This window comes from Salmonella sp. SAL04196, assembly GCF_046550835.1.
Taxonomy (GTDB): domain Bacteria; phylum Pseudomonadota; class Gammaproteobacteria; order Enterobacterales; family Enterobacteriaceae; genus Salmonella; species Salmonella enterica.
Genome location: NZ_JBGDXE010000004.1, coordinates 330,725 through 346,711, shown reverse-complemented (window position 1 = coordinate 346,711; position 15,987 = coordinate 330,725). Strand labels below are relative to the sequence as shown.

Below are 15,987 nucleotides of genomic sequence, written 5' to 3'. Positions count from 1 at the left end.
TGTACGTATTGCAGCCGTCAGTGATTCCCTTTCGAGCCTCCTCGCAGGGTTAAATTTTCCTGAATGCTGTCTGTATTTTTGGCGAGTACAGTGGCGTCATCTTATTCCTCAGGTGACGGATCGCCATGAAAAAAAGCCCCACGTCCACGCCCCATGATGCGGTATTCAAAACGTTTTTACGCCATCCGGATACCGCGCGGGATTTTCTCAATATTCATCTTCCCCATTCGCTAAGAATACGTTGCGATCTGACGACGTTAAAACTGGCGCCGGACAGTTTTATCGAGAAAAATTTACGCGCGTTTTATTCCGATGTCCTTTGGTCACTAAAAACGTGTGAAGGCGACGGTTATATCTATGTCGTTATAGAGCATCAGAGTACGCCGGACGCGCATATGGCGTTCCGGTTAATGCGTTACGCGACTGCCGCGATGCAGCGCCATCTGGATGCTGGCCATAAAACGTTACCGCTGGTGATTCCCATGCTGTTTTACCATGGCGCGAAAAGCCCGTATCCCTTTTCGCTTTGCTGGCTGGATGAGTTTGACGATCCTGCACTGGCGCGTCAGCTTTATGCGACGGCATTTCCACTGGTAGACATTACGGTGGTGCCGGATAACGAGATTATGCAGCATCGACGTATCGCGATGTTGGAGCTGGTACAAAAGCATATACGTCAGCGCGACCTGATGGGATTGGTCGAGCGCTTAGCGGTACTTCTGATTACGGGAAACGCTAATGACAGTCAGCTAAAAGCGCTGTTTAATTATTTGCTAATACAGCATGGCAGCACGCCTCGTTTTGGCAAGTTTATCCGCGAGGTGGCGCGTCGTGTTCCCCAACACAAGGAGAGATTAATGACGATCGTAGACAGAATACGTGAATCGGGGCGCAGAAAAGGTAAGCGTGAAGGCGTGCAACAAGGCATACAGCAAGGTATACATCAAGGTAAGCAGGAGGAGGCCTTGCGTATTGCGCATACGATGCTGGAACAGGGGATCGAGCGAGAGATGGTGCTGATGATTACCGGGCTTTCTGACGAAGAGATTAAGGCAAAGCGCCATTAAACTTTTCCCTCTTCCGCCCGGTCATCGTGATTATCAACGGCGTTAAGCGGCCCGCGCGCGTCGACGGGAATCGAGGGAGATCAGAATCACTGACGAGAGAATGAGCAGCGTGCCCAGCCAGTCCGGCAAGGTAAAACTAATCCCCAACAGCAGCAGCGACAGCAGGGCGCTGCTTAACGGTTCCGCGCAGCTTAAAATGCTGGCCTTGGGGCCACCAATCAGTTGCGCTCCTTTCAAATACAGGCTGAACGTCAGCGACGTACCAATCACCACAAGGTAGAAAAAGGCCAGAATCAGACTGCCGCTCACCGCAAAGTGCGTTCCTTCTTTAGCGTAGAAGGGCAGCAGAATAAGGCCGCCAAAGGACATACTCCAGCCGACCACTGGCAGTGTGCCGTATTGGGCGATTAGCCTGGAAGGCCAGGTCGTATAAAAGGCGGCGGCAAATGCGGAGGCGATACCCCAGAACAGCGCGCCTGAAGAGATCGACAGCGATGTTGGATTGCCGTGAGTCACCAGTAAAAAGGTGCCGATAAGCGATGTAAGAATGGCGGTTAAGACCAGAATGCCTGGTCGTGTTCTTCGCGCTAATGCAAACCACGCGACAATAATGGTCGGCGATAAAAATTGCAGCACTGTCGCGGTGGCGGCATTGGATTTTTCAATCGTGAGCAGGAAGGTTAGCTGAACGGTGAGCGCGCCCACCACGGAGAAAATCAGCAGACTCAGTGCATCTTTGCGGTTTTTAAGAATCGAAAATATCTTATCGCCGTGCATAAAGGAGAAGGTCACCAGTATCAGCCCGGCGAATAACAAACGTATCATCGTCAGGAACTGTGACGACATACGGCTTTGCTCCATGATGTACTGCGCGCAAACACCTGAACTCCCCCACAATACGGCGGCAATCAGGACGTTTAGCATCCCTTTTCTGGTGGAACCCATTTTTTCCTCGTCATGTTGTTTTATTTTTTTACGTGCAGGCATCATAACAGAGCTATCGTCGGCATTAAGCAGGAATTTATTGTTTAATGATTTCAGGCGAGCCTGTTATTGACATAATATTGTCATTTTTTTGACATAGGAAAATATCAAACAAACTTAAACAGATCGTCACTATCCCCGCCTTTGCACTTTACAGAACATATTGACTGACTATAATAAGCGCAAATTCATGCAGGAGTAATATGTTGGACAGTCACTTTTACGTAAATCATCTGGCAAGTTAACGCACGCTATTCCTGCGCTGCTTGCCGAACCGGTGGGCAGCAATCTCCCCTTGTGACGATTGTCATCCCAATAATGTTACAACACGCGCATTGTCGCGAGGTAATCGTCATGTTCATGTTTAAACACGCTTTATTTCCTCCGCCGTTAACACGACGCTAATTGCCTCAGGGCAGTAATTTGTCGTGTGCTAAATATAGCACGTACTTATTCTTCCAGAAAAAATGGAGGAACGTATGTTAATGTTTCCTTATATTTTGAATTTACTGGCCGCTATGCTGTTGGGCGCGCTGATTGGCGCGGAAAGACAATGGCGTCAACGTATGGCGGGATTACGCACTAATGCGCTGGTGGCGACAGGCGCCGCCGTTTTTATTCTGAGCTCCATGACGACATCGCCAGACAGCCCCGGGAGAATTGCGGCGCAGATTGTCTCTGGTATTGGCTTTCTGGGGGCGGGCGTCATCATGCGCGAAGGGATGAATGTGCGCGGGCTGAACACTGCGGCAACGCTATGGTGTTCGGCGGGCATCGGCGTGTTATGCGGCTTAGGGCAGTTCAAAAATGCGCTGGCGGCGACGATCATTATTCTTTGTGCCAATATTTTATTGCGTGAAGCGGCGCAGCGTATAAATCAACTCCCGGTATCCGCCGAGGGAGAAAAACGTTATATCCTGAAAGTAACCTGTAATAAAGAAGATGAGAGCGAGGTTCGTCAGTGGTTACTGAATATCGTAAAAGAGGCCGCGATCTGTTTACAAGGGTTAGGTTCGGTCCCCGCTCAGGAACAGGGCTATAAAGAAATCCGTGCCGAGCTCGTGGGTCATGCTGATTATCGTAAAACGCGAGAACTGATTATATCCAGAATAGGTGATAACGATAATATCACCGCAATTCACTGGAGCATTGATAGTCAATAATAGTTTTTATTCAATTGGCAACATTACGCCAGGCGTATAAGGAGGGAATGATGGATATTCCCGAGTCGATAAAATAAAACCCACTCAAAATAGTGAGTAAGCAATAACCTTTTTTATGCATAGATAATTCTCCCGGGGCATTCACCTTCAAATCGTGAGTTTACTATTCCCTGGGCGTGATATGCAGGAAACACTACACCTTAATTTTGGGGATTCATCATGACTGACATGAACATTGAAAACCGGAAACTCAATCGCCCGGCGTCAGAAAATGATAAGCAGCATAAAAAAGTATTTCCGATCGAAGCGGAAGCTTTTCATAGCCCGGAGGAGACACTGGCGCGGCTGAACAGCCATCGTCAGGGCCTCACGATAGAAGAGGCCAGCGAACGGTTGAAAGTGTATGGGCGCAATGAAGTGGCGCATGAGCAAGTTCCTCCGGTGCTGGTTCAGCTTCTGCAGGCATTCAATAACCCGTTTATTTACGTTCTGATCGCACTGGCAGGGGTCAGTTTTATCACGGATTACTGGCTCCCGTTACGCCGTGGCGAAGAGACCGATCTCACCGGCGTGCTGATTATTCTGACGATGGTCAGTTTGAGCGGGTTATTGCGTTTCTGGCAGGAGTTTCGCACTAACAGAGCAGCACAGGCGCTGAAAAAGATGGTTCGCACCACCGCCACGGTGTTGCGTCGTGGGCCGGGCAATATAGGCGCGGTGCAGGAAGAGATTCCCATTGAAGAACTGGTGCCGGGCGATGTGGTTTTTCTGGCCGCAGGCGATCTGGTGCCCGCCGACGTCCGGCTGCTGGCGTCGCGCGATCTCTTTATCAGCCAGTCAATTCTTAGTGGTGAATCATTACCCGTAGAAAAATACGATGTTATGGCTGATGTGGCAGGTAAAGACAGCGAGCAATTGCCTGACAAAGATAAAAGCCTGTTAGATTTGGGCAATATCTGTCTGATGGGAACCAATGTAACCAGCGGCAGAGCGCAAGCGGTCGTGGTTGCGACGGGAAGCCGTACCTGGTTCGGCTCGCTGGCGAAATCCATTGTGGGTACGCGTACCCAGACGGCTTTCGATCGTGGAGTCAACAGCGTGAGCTGGCTGTTGATACGCTTTATGCTGATCATGGTGCCGGTTGTCCTGCTGATCAATGGGTTCAGTAAGGGAGACTGGGTAGAGGCTTCGCTGTTCGCGCTGGCGGTTGCGGTGGGGTTGACGCCGGAAATGTTGCCCATGATTGTCAGTTCCAACCTGGCAAAAGGCGCGATTGCGATGTCGCGGCGCAAAGTGATCGTCAAGCGCCTGAACGCTATTCAAAACTTCGGCGCGATGGATGTGTTGTGTACAGATAAAACCGGCACCTTAACCCAGGACAATATTTTTCTGGAGCATCATCTGGATGTGAGCGGTGTAAAAAGCAGCCGGGTATTGATGCTGGCCTGGCTGAATAGTAGCAGCCAGAGCGGCGCCCGGAATGTGATGGATCGCGCCATACTGCGTTTTGGCGAGGGTCGCATCGCACCATCGACAAAAGCGCGCTTCGTTAAACGCGATGAACTGCCATTCGACTTTGTACGTCGCCGGGTATCGGTCCTGGTGGAGGATACGCAGCATGGAGACAGATGCCTGATCTGCAAAGGCGCTGTTGAAGAGATGATGATGGTAGCCACCCATCTTCGCGAAGGCGATCGTGTGGTGGCGCTGACGGAAACACGTCGCGAGCTGCTGCTGGCGAAAACCGAAGATTACAATGCGCAGGGATTCCGTGTATTGCTGATAGCGACACGTAAGCTGGATGGTTCCGGGAGCAATCCGACATTAAGTGTGGAGGATGAGACCGAACTTACCATCGAAGGGATGCTCACTTTTCTCGATCCGCCGAAAGAGAGCGCCGGAAAAGCGATTGCCGCGTTGCGGGATAACGGCGTGGCGGTCAAAGTCCTCACCGGCGATAATCCGGTCGTGACGGCGCGTATCTGTCTGGAAGTGGGTATTGATACGCACGATATCCTGACCGGAACCCAGGTTGAGGCGATGTCAGATGCCGAACTGGCGTCTGAAGTGGAGAAACGCGCAGTATTCGCCCGGCTGACGCCGTTACAAAAAACGCGTATTTTGCAAGCGCTACAGAAAAATGGTCATACCGTTGGTTTTCTTGGGGATGGGATCAACGACGCGCCCGCGCTTCGTGATGCGGATGTGGGGATTTCCGTCGATAGCGCCGCCGATATTGCTAAAGAGTCATCAGATATTATTCTGCTGGAAAAAGATCTCATGGTGCTTGAGGAAGGCGTCATCAAAGGGCGGGAAACCTTTGGCAATATCATTAAATACCTGAATATGACCGCCAGCTCTAATTTCGGCAATGTTTTTTCGGTACTGGTAGCCAGCGCGTTTATTCCGTTTCTGCCGATGCTGGCGATTCATCTGTTGATCCAGAATTTGATGTACGATATTTCGCAGTTGTCGTTGCCGTGGGACAAAATGGATAAAGAGTTCCTGCGTAAGCCGCGGAAATGGGACGCGAAAAATATTGGTCGTTTTATGCTATGGATTGGCCCAACGTCTTCTATTTTCGATATCACAACCTTTGCGTTGATGTGGTACGTCTTTGCGGCTAATAACGTAGAGGCGCAGGCGCTCTTTCAGTCCGGCTGGTTTATTGAGGGTCTGCTTTCGCAGACACTGGTCGTGCATATGCTAAGGACGCAGAAAATACCGTTTATCCAAAGTCGGGCGACGTTGCCGGTATTATTGACGACCGGCTTGATTATGGCGATAGGCATTTATATTCCATTCTCACCTTTGGGTGCGATGGTTGGACTGGAGCCGCTGCCGCTGAGCTACTTCCCGTGGTTGGTGGCGACATTATTGAGCTACTGTCTGGTGGCGCAAGGCATGAAGCGCTTTTATATCAAACGCTTTGGCCAGTGGTTTTAATGATGTTTGAGGATCGCCCAGATGAATCGCTCACCCGATAAAATCATCGCGCTGATATTTTTACTGATTAGCCTGTTGGTGTTGTGTTTAGCCCTCTGGCAAATCGTTTTATAACGAGGTGACGCCATGCAAAAAAGAGGGTTGGACAAAATTTTTTATCAGGTTGTCCTGATAGCAATCATCCTGATTTTACTGACTATCTGGATACGATAAGCTGCTGTTGGCGAGCCCCGCTTAAAATAAGAATCGATGTAGTTGTTCTTTTTATGGCGGGGCGCTATTTTCATGGTATCCCACATCAGAAGGGCAATATCATGAATAATCGTCGTGGTTTAACCGCCGTCCTGGCGACGTTGATTACGTTTTCCCTGAGCGCTACGCCTGTGCTGGCGAATCCGGGAAATGGCAATGGCGGCGGACATGGTAATAACGCGGCTAATCAGGGTAATAACGGTAACGGACATAAAGGAAATGCCGGGCAAAAAACGGAACACCGTAAAAATGGCGGTAAACCGGATCACGTCGAGTCGGACATTAGCTATGCTGTCGCCAGGCAACTGGCAGTGAATTTAGGGCTGACGGGTTATCAGTCTTTACCTCCGGGGATTGCGAAAAATCTGGCGAGAGGAAAACCGCTGCCGCCGGGAATCGCTAAAAAAACGGTGCCGGCGTCTATGCTGGGACAATTACCTTATTATCCGGGCTATGAGTGGAAAATCATTGGGGATAATCTGGTGCTGATCGCGCTCAGTACCGCGGTGGTCACGGCGATTATTAATGGCGTATTTGATTAAGAGCCTATCCCACCAGGCGTTATTGGCGCAGCCAGTTTGGACACGGACAGCGCGCAAAAACCGGAGCGTACACGTAGTACGTGAGGATTTTCTGCCCAGGACCAAAATGGCAAGTAAAATAGCCCCATTAAATGGGGCTATTTAGCCGCTTCAGGGCGTTATTTATGCGCGCTGAGAATCCAGCAGTTCATTATTTTTTACTACTTCCTGCGCTTTGGTATAACTTTCAATCAGTAGCTGATAGGCCGGGAATATTTTGGTATATACATCCGCCCATTCTGCGGCATCTTCCCTATTCCAGGTACGTTGCAGCTCAGAGGCTACCGCCGCGGTATCCATTGGTACTACGCCCGCCTGCACCACGCGGGCCATCGTAATTTCCTGCGCCATTTTACTGTACGTACCGGAGGCATCAATTACCGCAAATACCTTGTAACCTTCCGCGACGGCGCTGATGGCTGGAAAAGCCATGCAGACACTGGTAATAGTACCGGCGATGATCAGCGTTTTACGGCCTGTTGCTTTTACCGCTTGTACAAAATCGGCATTATCCCAGGCATTAATTTCCCCTTTACGCGCGACATATTGCGCGTGTGGCGCATTCGCATGGATTTCCGGAATCAGCGGACCATTCGGTCCCTGTGGTACGGATGCGGTAGTAATGACCGGCATATTGCATAAGGTAGCGATCTTAGCCAGCGCCGCGGCGCGCGCGCGTAATTCCGGCATCGGCATGTCGCCGACGGTCTGAAACAGGCCACTTTGGTGGTCAATCAGCAGCATTACTGCGTCGTTAGCATCAATGGCAGGGCGTTGACCGTTAAAATTCGCGGGTGTAGACATAATTCATTCCTTGTTGTTGCCTTATCACTGATAATCACTATCAGTGTTAAAGTCATTAATCGCCGGGGCGATTTCCGTTTTTAAGCTGATGACAGTAATCCGTTGCCGATTTTGGATTACCCTGTTGAGTTCTTTCTGAAGGAATATTCATCGGCATCACCTTCAGTCGATTTACTTTCACGCGAATCTGTTATCACAACAATATTCATATTATGAATAAATGTTTCTATTTTACATGTCAGAGAGGATTATTGATTGAAAAAACAGGCTATATCCCTACAAATTGTTTCTGATAGATAGTTTTAAACTTATTTAGTATAAGTTTGAAATAGTTCAATTAAGAGTTAACTTATTTATATTTAAATAACATAAAGCACAGCTTAAATATTAAGTGGGAAGCGTGTTGTTATTAAGTATGGCTACTGTAACTCTTAATAAATTGGAAACTATCCCTACATAACGAGTGCTGCTTTTTTGGATATTACAAGCCATTATAGAGAACACGTTCAATAAAACCCTGTCTTTCATATGATATAGATTTTCAGGATATATTTTCTCATGATTTATATATGAGATATTAAAGCGTAGCGGCACAGTAAATTTGGCCACCTGATTAAAGGTGATATTCTCACCTCAATACAAAACAGGAGACTTAACGAACAAGAAAACCAAACGTACTTTCACTCCTGAGTCTGCTATAATGAGAAAAGCAGTGTCTACGCTTACCTGTTAATGTCTTATGCCTCTCGCTCTTCTATATGATCGGTATGTGCAGGGGACAATCCATGTCCTGCTACGCAGCCACAGCATCAGACTATACTCAGTGGTGTCTATTAACCCTCTCCAACTACGTTATGTTTTGGCATGGTAACAATGCGATGTTATGGATAATTAACGATAATATTGAATTTAATCCAGAAATGAATCGCCTGGCGTCATTATCGAGGCCAGATCTCAACATTATTCTGACAACGCCCGCCAGCCGCTGCTTGCGCCTTCTGCTGGAAAACGCCCCCTCCGTCGTCTCACAACAAACATTCTTTCAAAAAGTGTGGGAAGAAGACGGCATGGTGGTGTCGGCAAATACGCTTTATCAGAATATCTCCATTATTCGCCGCGGATTACGTACCGTTGGCGAAAATGAAGATACGCTGATAATCACGGTTCCGCGTAGAGGCTTTCAGATTGAGCCTGGTGTGAGCATCATGACCATCCGCAAAGACTTCGCTCAGACAATAGAAAAAAAGGGTGAGACGCCGCCGCGTATGTCAGAGCGTTGGTTTAAACATTATGTACCTGTACTTTGGATGACCGGGACATTTGCTGTCGGTATTTTGCTTGGCACTATAAGCTGGCAAACCGTTCCCGATAAGGATTTTTACGATCGCTACACGCTGGTTGAAACAACCCAGGGTTGTCATTTTTTCTCGCGGAATGAAGATATCGAAAGCGGTAGCCGCTTTGCAAGCTATAAGTCAATGATTCTAAAAACCGGTATGGATTGTCAGAAATACCCATGGGTCTATTTCCCTTCCAGCAGTCGCACCCCAGCGGTTACGGCATTGATTTGTCAGCAACCTTATAAAACGCGCGGTGATACAGGCTGCGTGACGCTTTTTTTCCGCGGGGTGGCTCATGGGTAAAAAGGCACTGATGTTAGCCTGCCTGACGCTACTGTTTCTGGGAGTAGGGCTTGGGCATCTTTTTCATTTATATACGGAAAAGAACCGGGATCCAGAGAAATGTACGGCGCCTGTGATTGTGTTTTATAACAACACTCAGGCTAACCTGACGCTGGACTTTATGTATTCGCTGAAAAAACGCACTGGGGTGGTTTCCATCAGCGGAACGTATTACGTCGATAATAAAATGAGCGGCGTGATCCGCCGTGATGTTTCCTATGTATGGAGTGAAAATAAAGACAGCACCCATTTTATATCGACGGATATCAACAAAGTCACGCGTGACGAAACACTGTCCGATGCGGTTATCGAGACGGTTTTACCCGATTTTTATGTCTATCCAGGGAAAAGTATCAGTTACACCATCCTGACTCAGGGCCATCGTGGCTTTATGTTCACCATCGGGAAACGCCCGATATTTTTCTGTACACATTAAGCTGTTTTGGGAGCCGTTCATGGAACGTATCAGCCAAATGAAAGCGCTTCCGGGTAAAAGCCGCTGAAGATCAGCGGCTCTGTTGTTACCTGAATCAGAAACTGTATTTAACCCCCAGTAGGCCTTGGGTATTACTATAGCCCTGGTCACCTACCTGTTGCGCCACGTTACCCCATACGTTCAGGCGCGGGGTAATTTGTCCTTCAATACCCACTTTCAGTTCACCAATATTTTTTGTACCACGCATATCGCTGCTGACATCGTCCATTTTCACGCTGGCAGGCTGCGTATTATGGATCCAGTTCGCCTCCACGAACGGCTGGAACTCTCGAGATTTATCGTCATCAATAGCGTTGTGGCCGTTAATATAGGCTTTTACGCCCATGCGGGTTAGCAGATTACCGGCGGTATCATCCTTCACGAGAGTACCGTTGGCTTCGCGATGGTCGTCAGCCTGCACGCCCATCCATACCACCTGCGCTTTGGGCTGCAACCAGTAGCTTTGATGCGCGCTTTCACCTAACCTGAAGCTGTAACCGGCTTCAACCGAGGCGGTAATTCCTTTGGATTTATATTTCTCAGCGGCCTGATCCTGACCCATGACCTTGTTATCAAACCAGTTGTACAGCATCCAGGTATCCACATAAGCCCCAGACCGATCGATATTGTTAGCATACCAGGTGCCGTAAAGGCCGACGCTGTAACCGGTGACTTGACCACGGGAATGATAGTCACTCACGGACGACTGCGTGCGGTTCTGGCTGTTGGCATAACCTGCCATTGCACCAATATGCCAACGGTCAAGACCGTCAGTGCTCCACTGTGCCAGATCGCCTCCCACTTGTAACACATAGCTGTTGATGCGGGTTTTTAGCTGCCCGCTGCCATCGTTGAAGCGAGTATGGGCGCCGACGTTACGCATCCACAGGCTGGTGACCTTCTTCTCACCCGTCAGCATGTCGGTGTACTGGGTTTCACCCAGACGGTCATGGAGACGCGTCATGAACAGCGTATTTGCCGCATAGTTGTTGGCAAGATAGCTGCCCACTTCCGGACGGAACTGATGTTCTGTTATCGGCGGTGTGTCAGATTGCCCTATGTCAGGAATGACCGGATCAGGGATGACCGGGTCTACTGGCTCAGGGTCTACAGGATCAGGGTCCACCGGATCGGGAATAACAGGGTCAGGGATGACCGGGTCTACTGGATCAGGGTCCACCGGATCGGGAATGACAGGGTCAGGGATAACAGGGTCTACTGGATCAGGAATAATCGGTTCGTCCGGCTCAATGTAGCTGGTCAGATACCAGTTTTTACCTTTCTGCACCACGTTGTAGTCATAGGCTCCGGCAACAATACGGCTTGCTTTTTCGAAAGTACCGTTGGAATTGCCAGCAACGTTAACAATTTCAATACCTTCAATGGTTTGCGCCCCGGCTCCTCCAATATTATTTACTGCAACAAATGTGTTACCTGAAGTATTGCCGAGAACCTGCAGCCTGTCCGTTTCGGAATCATCATCGTTGAGCACAGTATTAAAGACCAGCTTACCGCCGTTGCCTACATAATCTTCATTGATGGTGAGCGTTTGCCATGGCTCGCCATCTTCATGGCTGAAGTTAATGATTGCGCCACTATTCAGCGTCAGGTCAGTGAGCGTTGAGCTGCTGGTCATATTCCAGGTCGCATCGCTCATTTGTACAGAGATAACGCCTGTGCCCGCCGTAGCGCTGGTGATGTACGACGCCCCGTCCCACCGCGAGTTGTCCGTCATATTGAGCTTAATCGTACTGTTCTGCTGCGGTAGCGTACCGCTGGCAGCGGTGGCGCCAGCAGCACGAATATCACCGTCGATGACGAAACGTCCTCCTGAAGAACCGTCAACAATGCCGCCAGTCTCCGTGCTGATGGCGTAACTTTCGCTACTGTTATCGCCCGCCATAGTAATAGCCGCACCGCCTGACAGATTAATGGCGCCTCGGGAGAGGGCGTATAAACCGGCAGGGGCTTTACTATAGGATGCAGCCTTACTGGCGCTGTTGACGCTAATAGTGGCATTATCTCCCAAATTAACGGTAGCGTTAGTTGCATATACCGCGTGTGCGCTGGCACCGTTCACCGTAATAGTAGCGTTGTTGCCAAGCTCGGTTCTGGAGGAGGATGCTGCGTAAATCCCCGTAGAGGATGCGCCGGAGGTTTCGATGGTTGCATCGTCACCCAGACGAATCAAAGAACCACTTTGTCCGGTACGCAGCCCCTCTGAACTGTCGCCGGTAGTAACAATATGCGCACGATTGCCGACGACAATCGTATTTTTGGCACGTGACGCATCCCGCATGGCGTTAGCTGTAATTCCACGTCCCTGGCTACCTGTTGTTTTGATATACAGATCGTCGCCGACGTAAATATTGGCCGATCCGGTCCAACCCTGGCCCAGTGAGTTATATCCGGCGTTAATACCGTCACCATCCTGACCATCCACGTAGATGCGGGTACGGTCACCGGTAATAATAAATACCGGGTTATCCGGAGTATTCGCGCCGTGAGTACGGATGCCATCGACGTCTCTACCATTATTCGCGGCATTCGCCGACTGCGTCCGAATGGTCAGGTCGTTGCCAAAAATCACGCCCGGACTTCCCGTCCCGCTGTTTTGAATAACCGTGACAGTGTGTTCAAACGCCTCCGCGCCCGGCCCATTAAGCGTGAGGCCATTGCCATAAACCGGGATGGTGCCGGTGTTCCACTGATAAACGTAGTTGGGCATGGTACCGACTTTGGTGAAACCGGTACTGGCCTGAGCGGGAATAATAGCCTGTAATTCCGGCGGCAACTGACTAACCAGCCCACTGGATGGCAGACTATCAACGTCAACCCAGGCCGCCTGGGAGGGAAATACCATAGAGGCTAATGCTGCTGATACCGCTATGGCGATGAATGAGTAATTTTGGGGAGTTGGCATTCTGCCTCCTGCATTATGGCGTAAAGCGTCTTCCACATCGCAATAATATGGAAATAATAAAAATGGAAACGGATCTATAAAATATTTGATATTATTTTATGAATGCTATGCCCTAGCTTATTTTCAAGCCGCAGCTTATGCACATAAAGTTTCTTAATATCAATATTGTCAATATTTACAATCTGCTGAATACTTATTCCTGATACAAAGCGCTTCAGTAATATAAATTCCGTATAGTTAAGCGTTCGTCCACGTTTACTGTTGGCAAGCCGACCGGTAAACAAGCGGTGCATCTTTTGCTGTTGCACAATATCATCGTCATCGGAATAAATAATTCCTTGTATTTTATTGCTTTTCAAAATCCAGTAATTGGCCAGCGGAGTTAAACTTCTGTCAGAAATCAGAACAATATGCATACCACTGTTTGCCAGACTGTCAGCCCATTGTAAATCGGTAAATCGTCGAAGATTCGGGAAAGAAAAATCAACAAAGATAAAACCGCTGGATAAATGGTTGTGTCTATCAAGCAATAACTTTTCAATAAACCCTTTTTTCAGGAAAGCATTACCATCTGGCCAGATGGAAAATGCCGCATTATGACAGTATTGCACCCGTACTGCGCTGTCAGGGAATAATTGACAGGATAAATCGCAACTAATGCAATGGACAATTTGTGAAGGCTTTCTCATCATCCTGAACGACTCCCGTCGATGTTTCTATTAATATTTCATTGGTAAATAAATGTGTCAATCCAGATAATATACAGTGCTACGGTTGTCAAAAGTCGTGAATTATTGTCAGTGTCATAAACTCCTGGAAAGACCTAAAATACAGCTTTAAGGAACCATGACAGATCCGACAGTCGTAATACATCATTTCGGATTTGTATTTCACCCATTGGGATTTTTATACATAATCTCCAATATCATAAAAAATCTTAAAACAGCACTATTTGCTAAATCATGAGAGTGATAAATAACGGTTCTCAATACCATCTATCTGCTGCCTTCGTCACTATCGGAGTGATGTGATGAAATATAAAAGTAATTCCTGTAAACCTGTAATGAATTCTTATTATTAAAACCTAATTTAAGATTTTTCCTTTCATTGCATTGTTATTCAATGACTTAATGGTGACATTTGTGCTCTCATCAACTTCTTATATACAAATTTAAGACTATTTTATAGAGACGCATGTAAACTTTAAGGGGGTGTAATGCTAATGCCATGAGAAAATCTTGTAACTTAATGCCGGGGGTTATACCTTGCCAATAAGTTGATCTGACTTAATTCTGAATGTGACAGTGTGAGCAACCGACAGACTTATCGGTCGAGGCAACTTCAGCCTCTGGCTTCTCTTTTCAATTGCTCATCTGATGAAAACTCTTTCCCGGAGCACATTAGTGAGAAACAGAATGTGGTCAAACCTAATGTCCATAGATGTCGTCAGTCACTTCACAAATATCCGCCTCCTGGCAGATATCTTTAACCGTTCGTCCGGCTTCGACCAACTTAATTACGGCGATGTTCTGATGCTCAGTGAGACGGGCTTTACACATAGAGATTCTTTCGTCAGCAGATCGATGACGTGATCTCTAAATGTGAATAGCACGATTATGTGGAATACGTACAAAAAATTAAATGAATCGCCACAGGTTTAACAGACACCGCAGAGTCATTTAAGATGGCTTAAAGAGAGGAGCCCATGAGCGGTAAACGTTATCCCGAAGAGTTTATAATTAAAGCGGTAAAACAGGTTATTGAGCGCGGCCATTCTGTTTCCAGCGTCGCAACACGTTTTGATATTACTACCCACAGTCTTTACGCCTGGATAAAGCCGCCATATTCACGACGATATCATGCAATCACAGGAGTCTAATTTGATATCTTGGCCTGTTGAATTTATTGATTTTTATCTTGTTGGATTTTTACTGGTGCCCACTATTGTGCCCCCAAATGATTTTGCTTGTGGGGTTCTGGGCATTTTGAGCTACTTTTAAGGTTCTGTTTTCCATTGTAGCAAACCGGCGATATCCTTCTCACCTTCGGCTTCTTTTAAGCGCCGTTGTTGTTCAGCAAACTGACTATATTCCGCCTGCGCTTTTTCATCGGCCATTTTCTTACTGACTTTACCTGCGCCTTGTAAAACCTCACGGTCGTTAAATTGCAGGAACTGATCCAGCTTATCCTGCCAGTCGCGTAAAAAGACCTGCTGACGACGACGGGCCTGATCCTCGGCAAAATCCAGCCACATGTTAACTACGCGGTTAAGCTCGCTGACTTCATCTTGAGTGAGATAATTTTTTGCCACCGTCACGTCACCCTTACGTACCTCTTCACCTTTATAGCTGGTTAGCCCCATATGCGGCTGGCTGGCGTCAGCACGCTGATGAATGAGTTCAGCAGCGGTATGTCCGGTACAGGCAAAATGCAACTTGTTCTGGATGGTTTGAAAAAATTGCGTGGTTTCTTTGAGCGATGGTTGATAGTCGGCGGCTAACGCAAAGATCTCTCGTACCCGCAAATAAACCCGACGCTCGCTGGCGCGAATATCGCGGATACGCTCCAGCATCTCATCAAAATAGTCGGGTACAGCCGATGAACCCACGGGCGGATTTTTCAGCCGCTCATCGTCCATCACAAAACCTTTGATCAGGTATTCCTGGAGCATCTGGGTTGCCCACTGGCGGAACTGCGTGCCGCGCGGGGAGCGAACGCGGTAGCCCACAGCAAGGATGACAGGCAGGCTGTAGTGAAGCCTGTTGCGGCTTACCTGACGGCTACCTTCCTGTTGAACTTGTAAGTAAGACTTACAGGTTGCGTTTTGCTCAAGTTCGCCTTCTTCATAGATCGCTTTAATGTGCTGTGTAACTGCCTGGGGAGTGATCTGATAAAGGTTGGCGATGGTTGCCTGAGGGAGCCATAGCGTCTCTTGCTCAAAGCGGCACTCCACACGAACTTCACCGTCATCGCTGGCAAACATAACAAATTCGCCTGCCGGGGATTGGGTTAAGTATTTGTCTGCCATGCCGCCTCCGCTTATATCTGACTCGCAATGCCGTAATCTGCCTAGTATGCCAGAAATTCCTGGTGAAGCTTATTACGCAGAT

Annotated in this window: 13 protein-coding genes and 2 pseudogenes; 9 read left to right on the top strand and 6 right to left on the bottom strand. The window is 48.2% G+C overall.

All coding sequences use genetic code 11. The features are described from left to right. Nucleotides 1-125 precede the first annotated feature (125 nt). Nucleotides 126-1,067: an Rpn family recombination-promoting nuclease/putative transposase gene (locus tag ACLJPE_RS16710; RefSeq protein WP_000749540.1), complete on the top strand. Its 942-nt coding sequence runs from the start codon at nt 126-128 to the stop codon at nt 1,065-1,067. A 42-nt stretch (nt 1,068-1,109) separates the two neighbouring features. On the opposite strand, the gene ACLJPE_RS16705 is transcribed toward ACLJPE_RS16710, so the two are convergent. Continuing rightward, the gene (locus ACLJPE_RS16705) at nt 1,110-2,012 is read right to left on the bottom strand and encodes an EamA family transporter (protein WP_000535970.1); all 903 of its coding nucleotides are present in this window, start codon (nt 2,010-2,012) and stop codon (nt 1,110-1,112) included. A gap of 506 nt (nt 2,013-2,518) precedes the next feature. Between ACLJPE_RS16705 and ACLJPE_RS16700 the strand changes: the two genes are divergently transcribed. The 5 genes from ACLJPE_RS16700 to cigR all read left to right on the top strand — a co-directional run bounded on the left by ACLJPE_RS16700 (nt 2,519) and on the right by cigR (nt 6,954). Further along, complete coding sequence (locus tag ACLJPE_RS16700) at nt 2,519-3,214, top strand: MgtC family protein (RefSeq protein WP_000392700.1); 696 nt, start codon at nt 2,519-2,521, stop codon at nt 3,212-3,214. Nucleotides 3,215-3,433: 219 nt separating this feature from the next. Then, on the top strand, nt 3,434-6,160 hold the full coding sequence (gene mgtA, locus ACLJPE_RS16695; RefSeq protein ID WP_039513474.1) for a magnesium-translocating P-type ATPase: 2,727 nt from the start codon (nt 3,434-3,436) through the stop codon (nt 6,158-6,160). A gap of 21 nt (nt 6,161-6,181) precedes the next feature. Continuing rightward, nucleotides 6,182-6,274, top strand: a complete 93-nt coding sequence (gene mgtR / locus ACLJPE_RS16690; RefSeq protein ID WP_001082118.1) for a protein MgtR — start codon at nt 6,182-6,184, stop codon at nt 6,272-6,274. A gap of 12 nt (nt 6,275-6,286) precedes the next feature. Next, entirely contained in the window at nt 6,287-6,373 is an 87-nt protein-coding gene (mgtU, locus tag ACLJPE_RS16685; RefSeq protein WP_252515021.1) for a magnesium transporter protection protein MgtU, read from the top strand. 101 nt (nt 6,374-6,474) lie between these two features. Next, nucleotides 6,475-6,954 (top strand): anti-virulence regulatory inner membrane protein CigR, encoded by a 480-nt coding sequence (cigR, locus tag ACLJPE_RS16680; RefSeq protein ID WP_001065322.1) that lies wholly within the window; start codon nt 6,475-6,477, stop codon nt 6,952-6,954. 162 nt (nt 6,955-7,116) lie between these two features. On the opposite strand, the gene ACLJPE_RS16675 is transcribed toward cigR, so the two are convergent. Further along, nucleotides 7,117-7,797 (bottom strand): isochorismatase family protein, encoded by a 681-nt coding sequence (locus ACLJPE_RS16675; protein ID WP_000106461.1) that lies wholly within the window; start codon nt 7,795-7,797, stop codon nt 7,117-7,119. 785 nt (nt 7,798-8,582) lie between these two features. Here ACLJPE_RS16675 and ACLJPE_RS16670 point away from each other — a divergent pair. After that, nucleotides 8,583-9,440 carry a transcriptional regulator gene (locus ACLJPE_RS16670; protein WP_023136629.1) on the top strand — a complete coding sequence of 286 codons (858 nt, stop codon included), beginning with the start codon at nt 8,583-8,585 and terminating at the stop codon, nt 9,438-9,440. A gap of 10 nt (nt 9,441-9,450) precedes the next feature. Then, nucleotides 9,451-9,915 (top strand): hypothetical protein, encoded by a 465-nt coding sequence (locus tag ACLJPE_RS16665; protein WP_001521985.1) that lies wholly within the window; start codon nt 9,451-9,453, stop codon nt 9,913-9,915. A gap of 94 nt (nt 9,916-10,009) precedes the next feature. On the opposite strand, the gene misL is transcribed toward ACLJPE_RS16665, so the two are convergent. The 3 genes and pseudogenes from misL to ACLJPE_RS16650 form a co-directional block, all read right to left on the bottom strand. Next, complete coding sequence (gene misL / locus ACLJPE_RS16660) at nt 10,010-12,877, bottom strand: intestinal colonization autotransporter adhesin MisL (protein ID WP_023251599.1); 2,868 nt, start codon at nt 12,875-12,877, stop codon at nt 10,010-10,012. Nucleotides 12,878-12,951: 74 nt separating this feature from the next. After that, nucleotides 12,952-13,569, bottom strand: coding sequence for a helix-turn-helix transcriptional regulator (locus ACLJPE_RS16655; protein WP_000984812.1), 618 nt, complete (start codon nt 13,567-13,569; stop codon nt 12,952-12,954). Between the two features lie 756 nt (nt 13,570-14,325). Beyond that, nucleotides 14,326-14,436 (bottom strand): annotated as a pseudogene (locus ACLJPE_RS16650) (transposase); the annotation flags it as partial. A gap of 146 nt (nt 14,437-14,582) precedes the next feature. Here ACLJPE_RS16650 and ACLJPE_RS16645 point away from each other — a divergent pair. Then, nucleotides 14,583-14,714 (top strand): annotated as a pseudogene (locus tag ACLJPE_RS16645) (transposase); the annotation flags it as partial. Nucleotides 14,715-14,873: 159 nt separating this feature from the next. On the opposite strand, the gene rhuM reads toward ACLJPE_RS16645, so the two are convergent. Further along, on the bottom strand, nt 14,874-15,905 hold the full coding sequence (gene rhuM, locus ACLJPE_RS16640) for a virulence protein RhuM (RefSeq protein WP_023251600.1): 1,032 nt from the start codon (nt 15,903-15,905) through the stop codon (nt 14,874-14,876). Nucleotides 15,906-15,987 lie beyond the last annotated feature (82 nt).

Coding starts and splice junctions, on each gene's coding strand:
- ACLJPE_RS16710 (WP_000749540.1), top strand. CDS start 126: ATGAAAAAAAGCCCCACGTCCACGCCCCATGATGCGGTATTCAAAACG.
- ACLJPE_RS16705 (WP_000535970.1), bottom strand. CDS start 2,012: ATGGGTTCCACCAGAAAAGGGATGCTAAACGTCCTGATTGCCGCCGTA.
- ACLJPE_RS16700 (WP_000392700.1), top strand. CDS start 2,519: ATGGAGGAACGTATGTTAATGTTTCCTTATATTTTGAATTTACTGGCC.
- mgtA (WP_039513474.1), top strand. CDS start 3,434: ATGACTGACATGAACATTGAAAACCGGAAACTCAATCGCCCGGCGTCA.
- mgtR (WP_001082118.1), top strand. CDS start 6,182: ATGAATCGCTCACCCGATAAAATCATCGCGCTGATATTTTTACTGATT.
- mgtU (WP_252515021.1), top strand. CDS start 6,287: ATGCAAAAAAGAGGGTTGGACAAAATTTTTTATCAGGTTGTCCTGATA.
- cigR (WP_001065322.1), top strand. CDS start 6,475: ATGAATAATCGTCGTGGTTTAACCGCCGTCCTGGCGACGTTGATTACG.
- ACLJPE_RS16675 (WP_000106461.1), bottom strand. CDS start 7,797: ATGTCTACACCCGCGAATTTTAACGGTCAACGCCCTGCCATTGATGCT.
- ACLJPE_RS16670 (WP_023136629.1), top strand. CDS start 8,583: ATGTCCTGCTACGCAGCCACAGCATCAGACTATACTCAGTGGTGTCTA.
- ACLJPE_RS16665 (WP_001521985.1), top strand. CDS start 9,451: ATGTTAGCCTGCCTGACGCTACTGTTTCTGGGAGTAGGGCTTGGGCAT.
- misL (WP_023251599.1), bottom strand. CDS start 12,877: ATGCCAACTCCCCAAAATTACTCATTCATCGCCATAGCGGTATCAGCA.
- ACLJPE_RS16655 (WP_000984812.1), bottom strand. CDS start 13,569: ATGATGAGAAAGCCTTCACAAATTGTCCATTGCATTAGTTGCGATTTA.
- rhuM (WP_023251600.1), bottom strand. CDS start 15,905: ATGGCAGACAAATACTTAACCCAATCCCCGGCAGGCGAATTTGTTATG.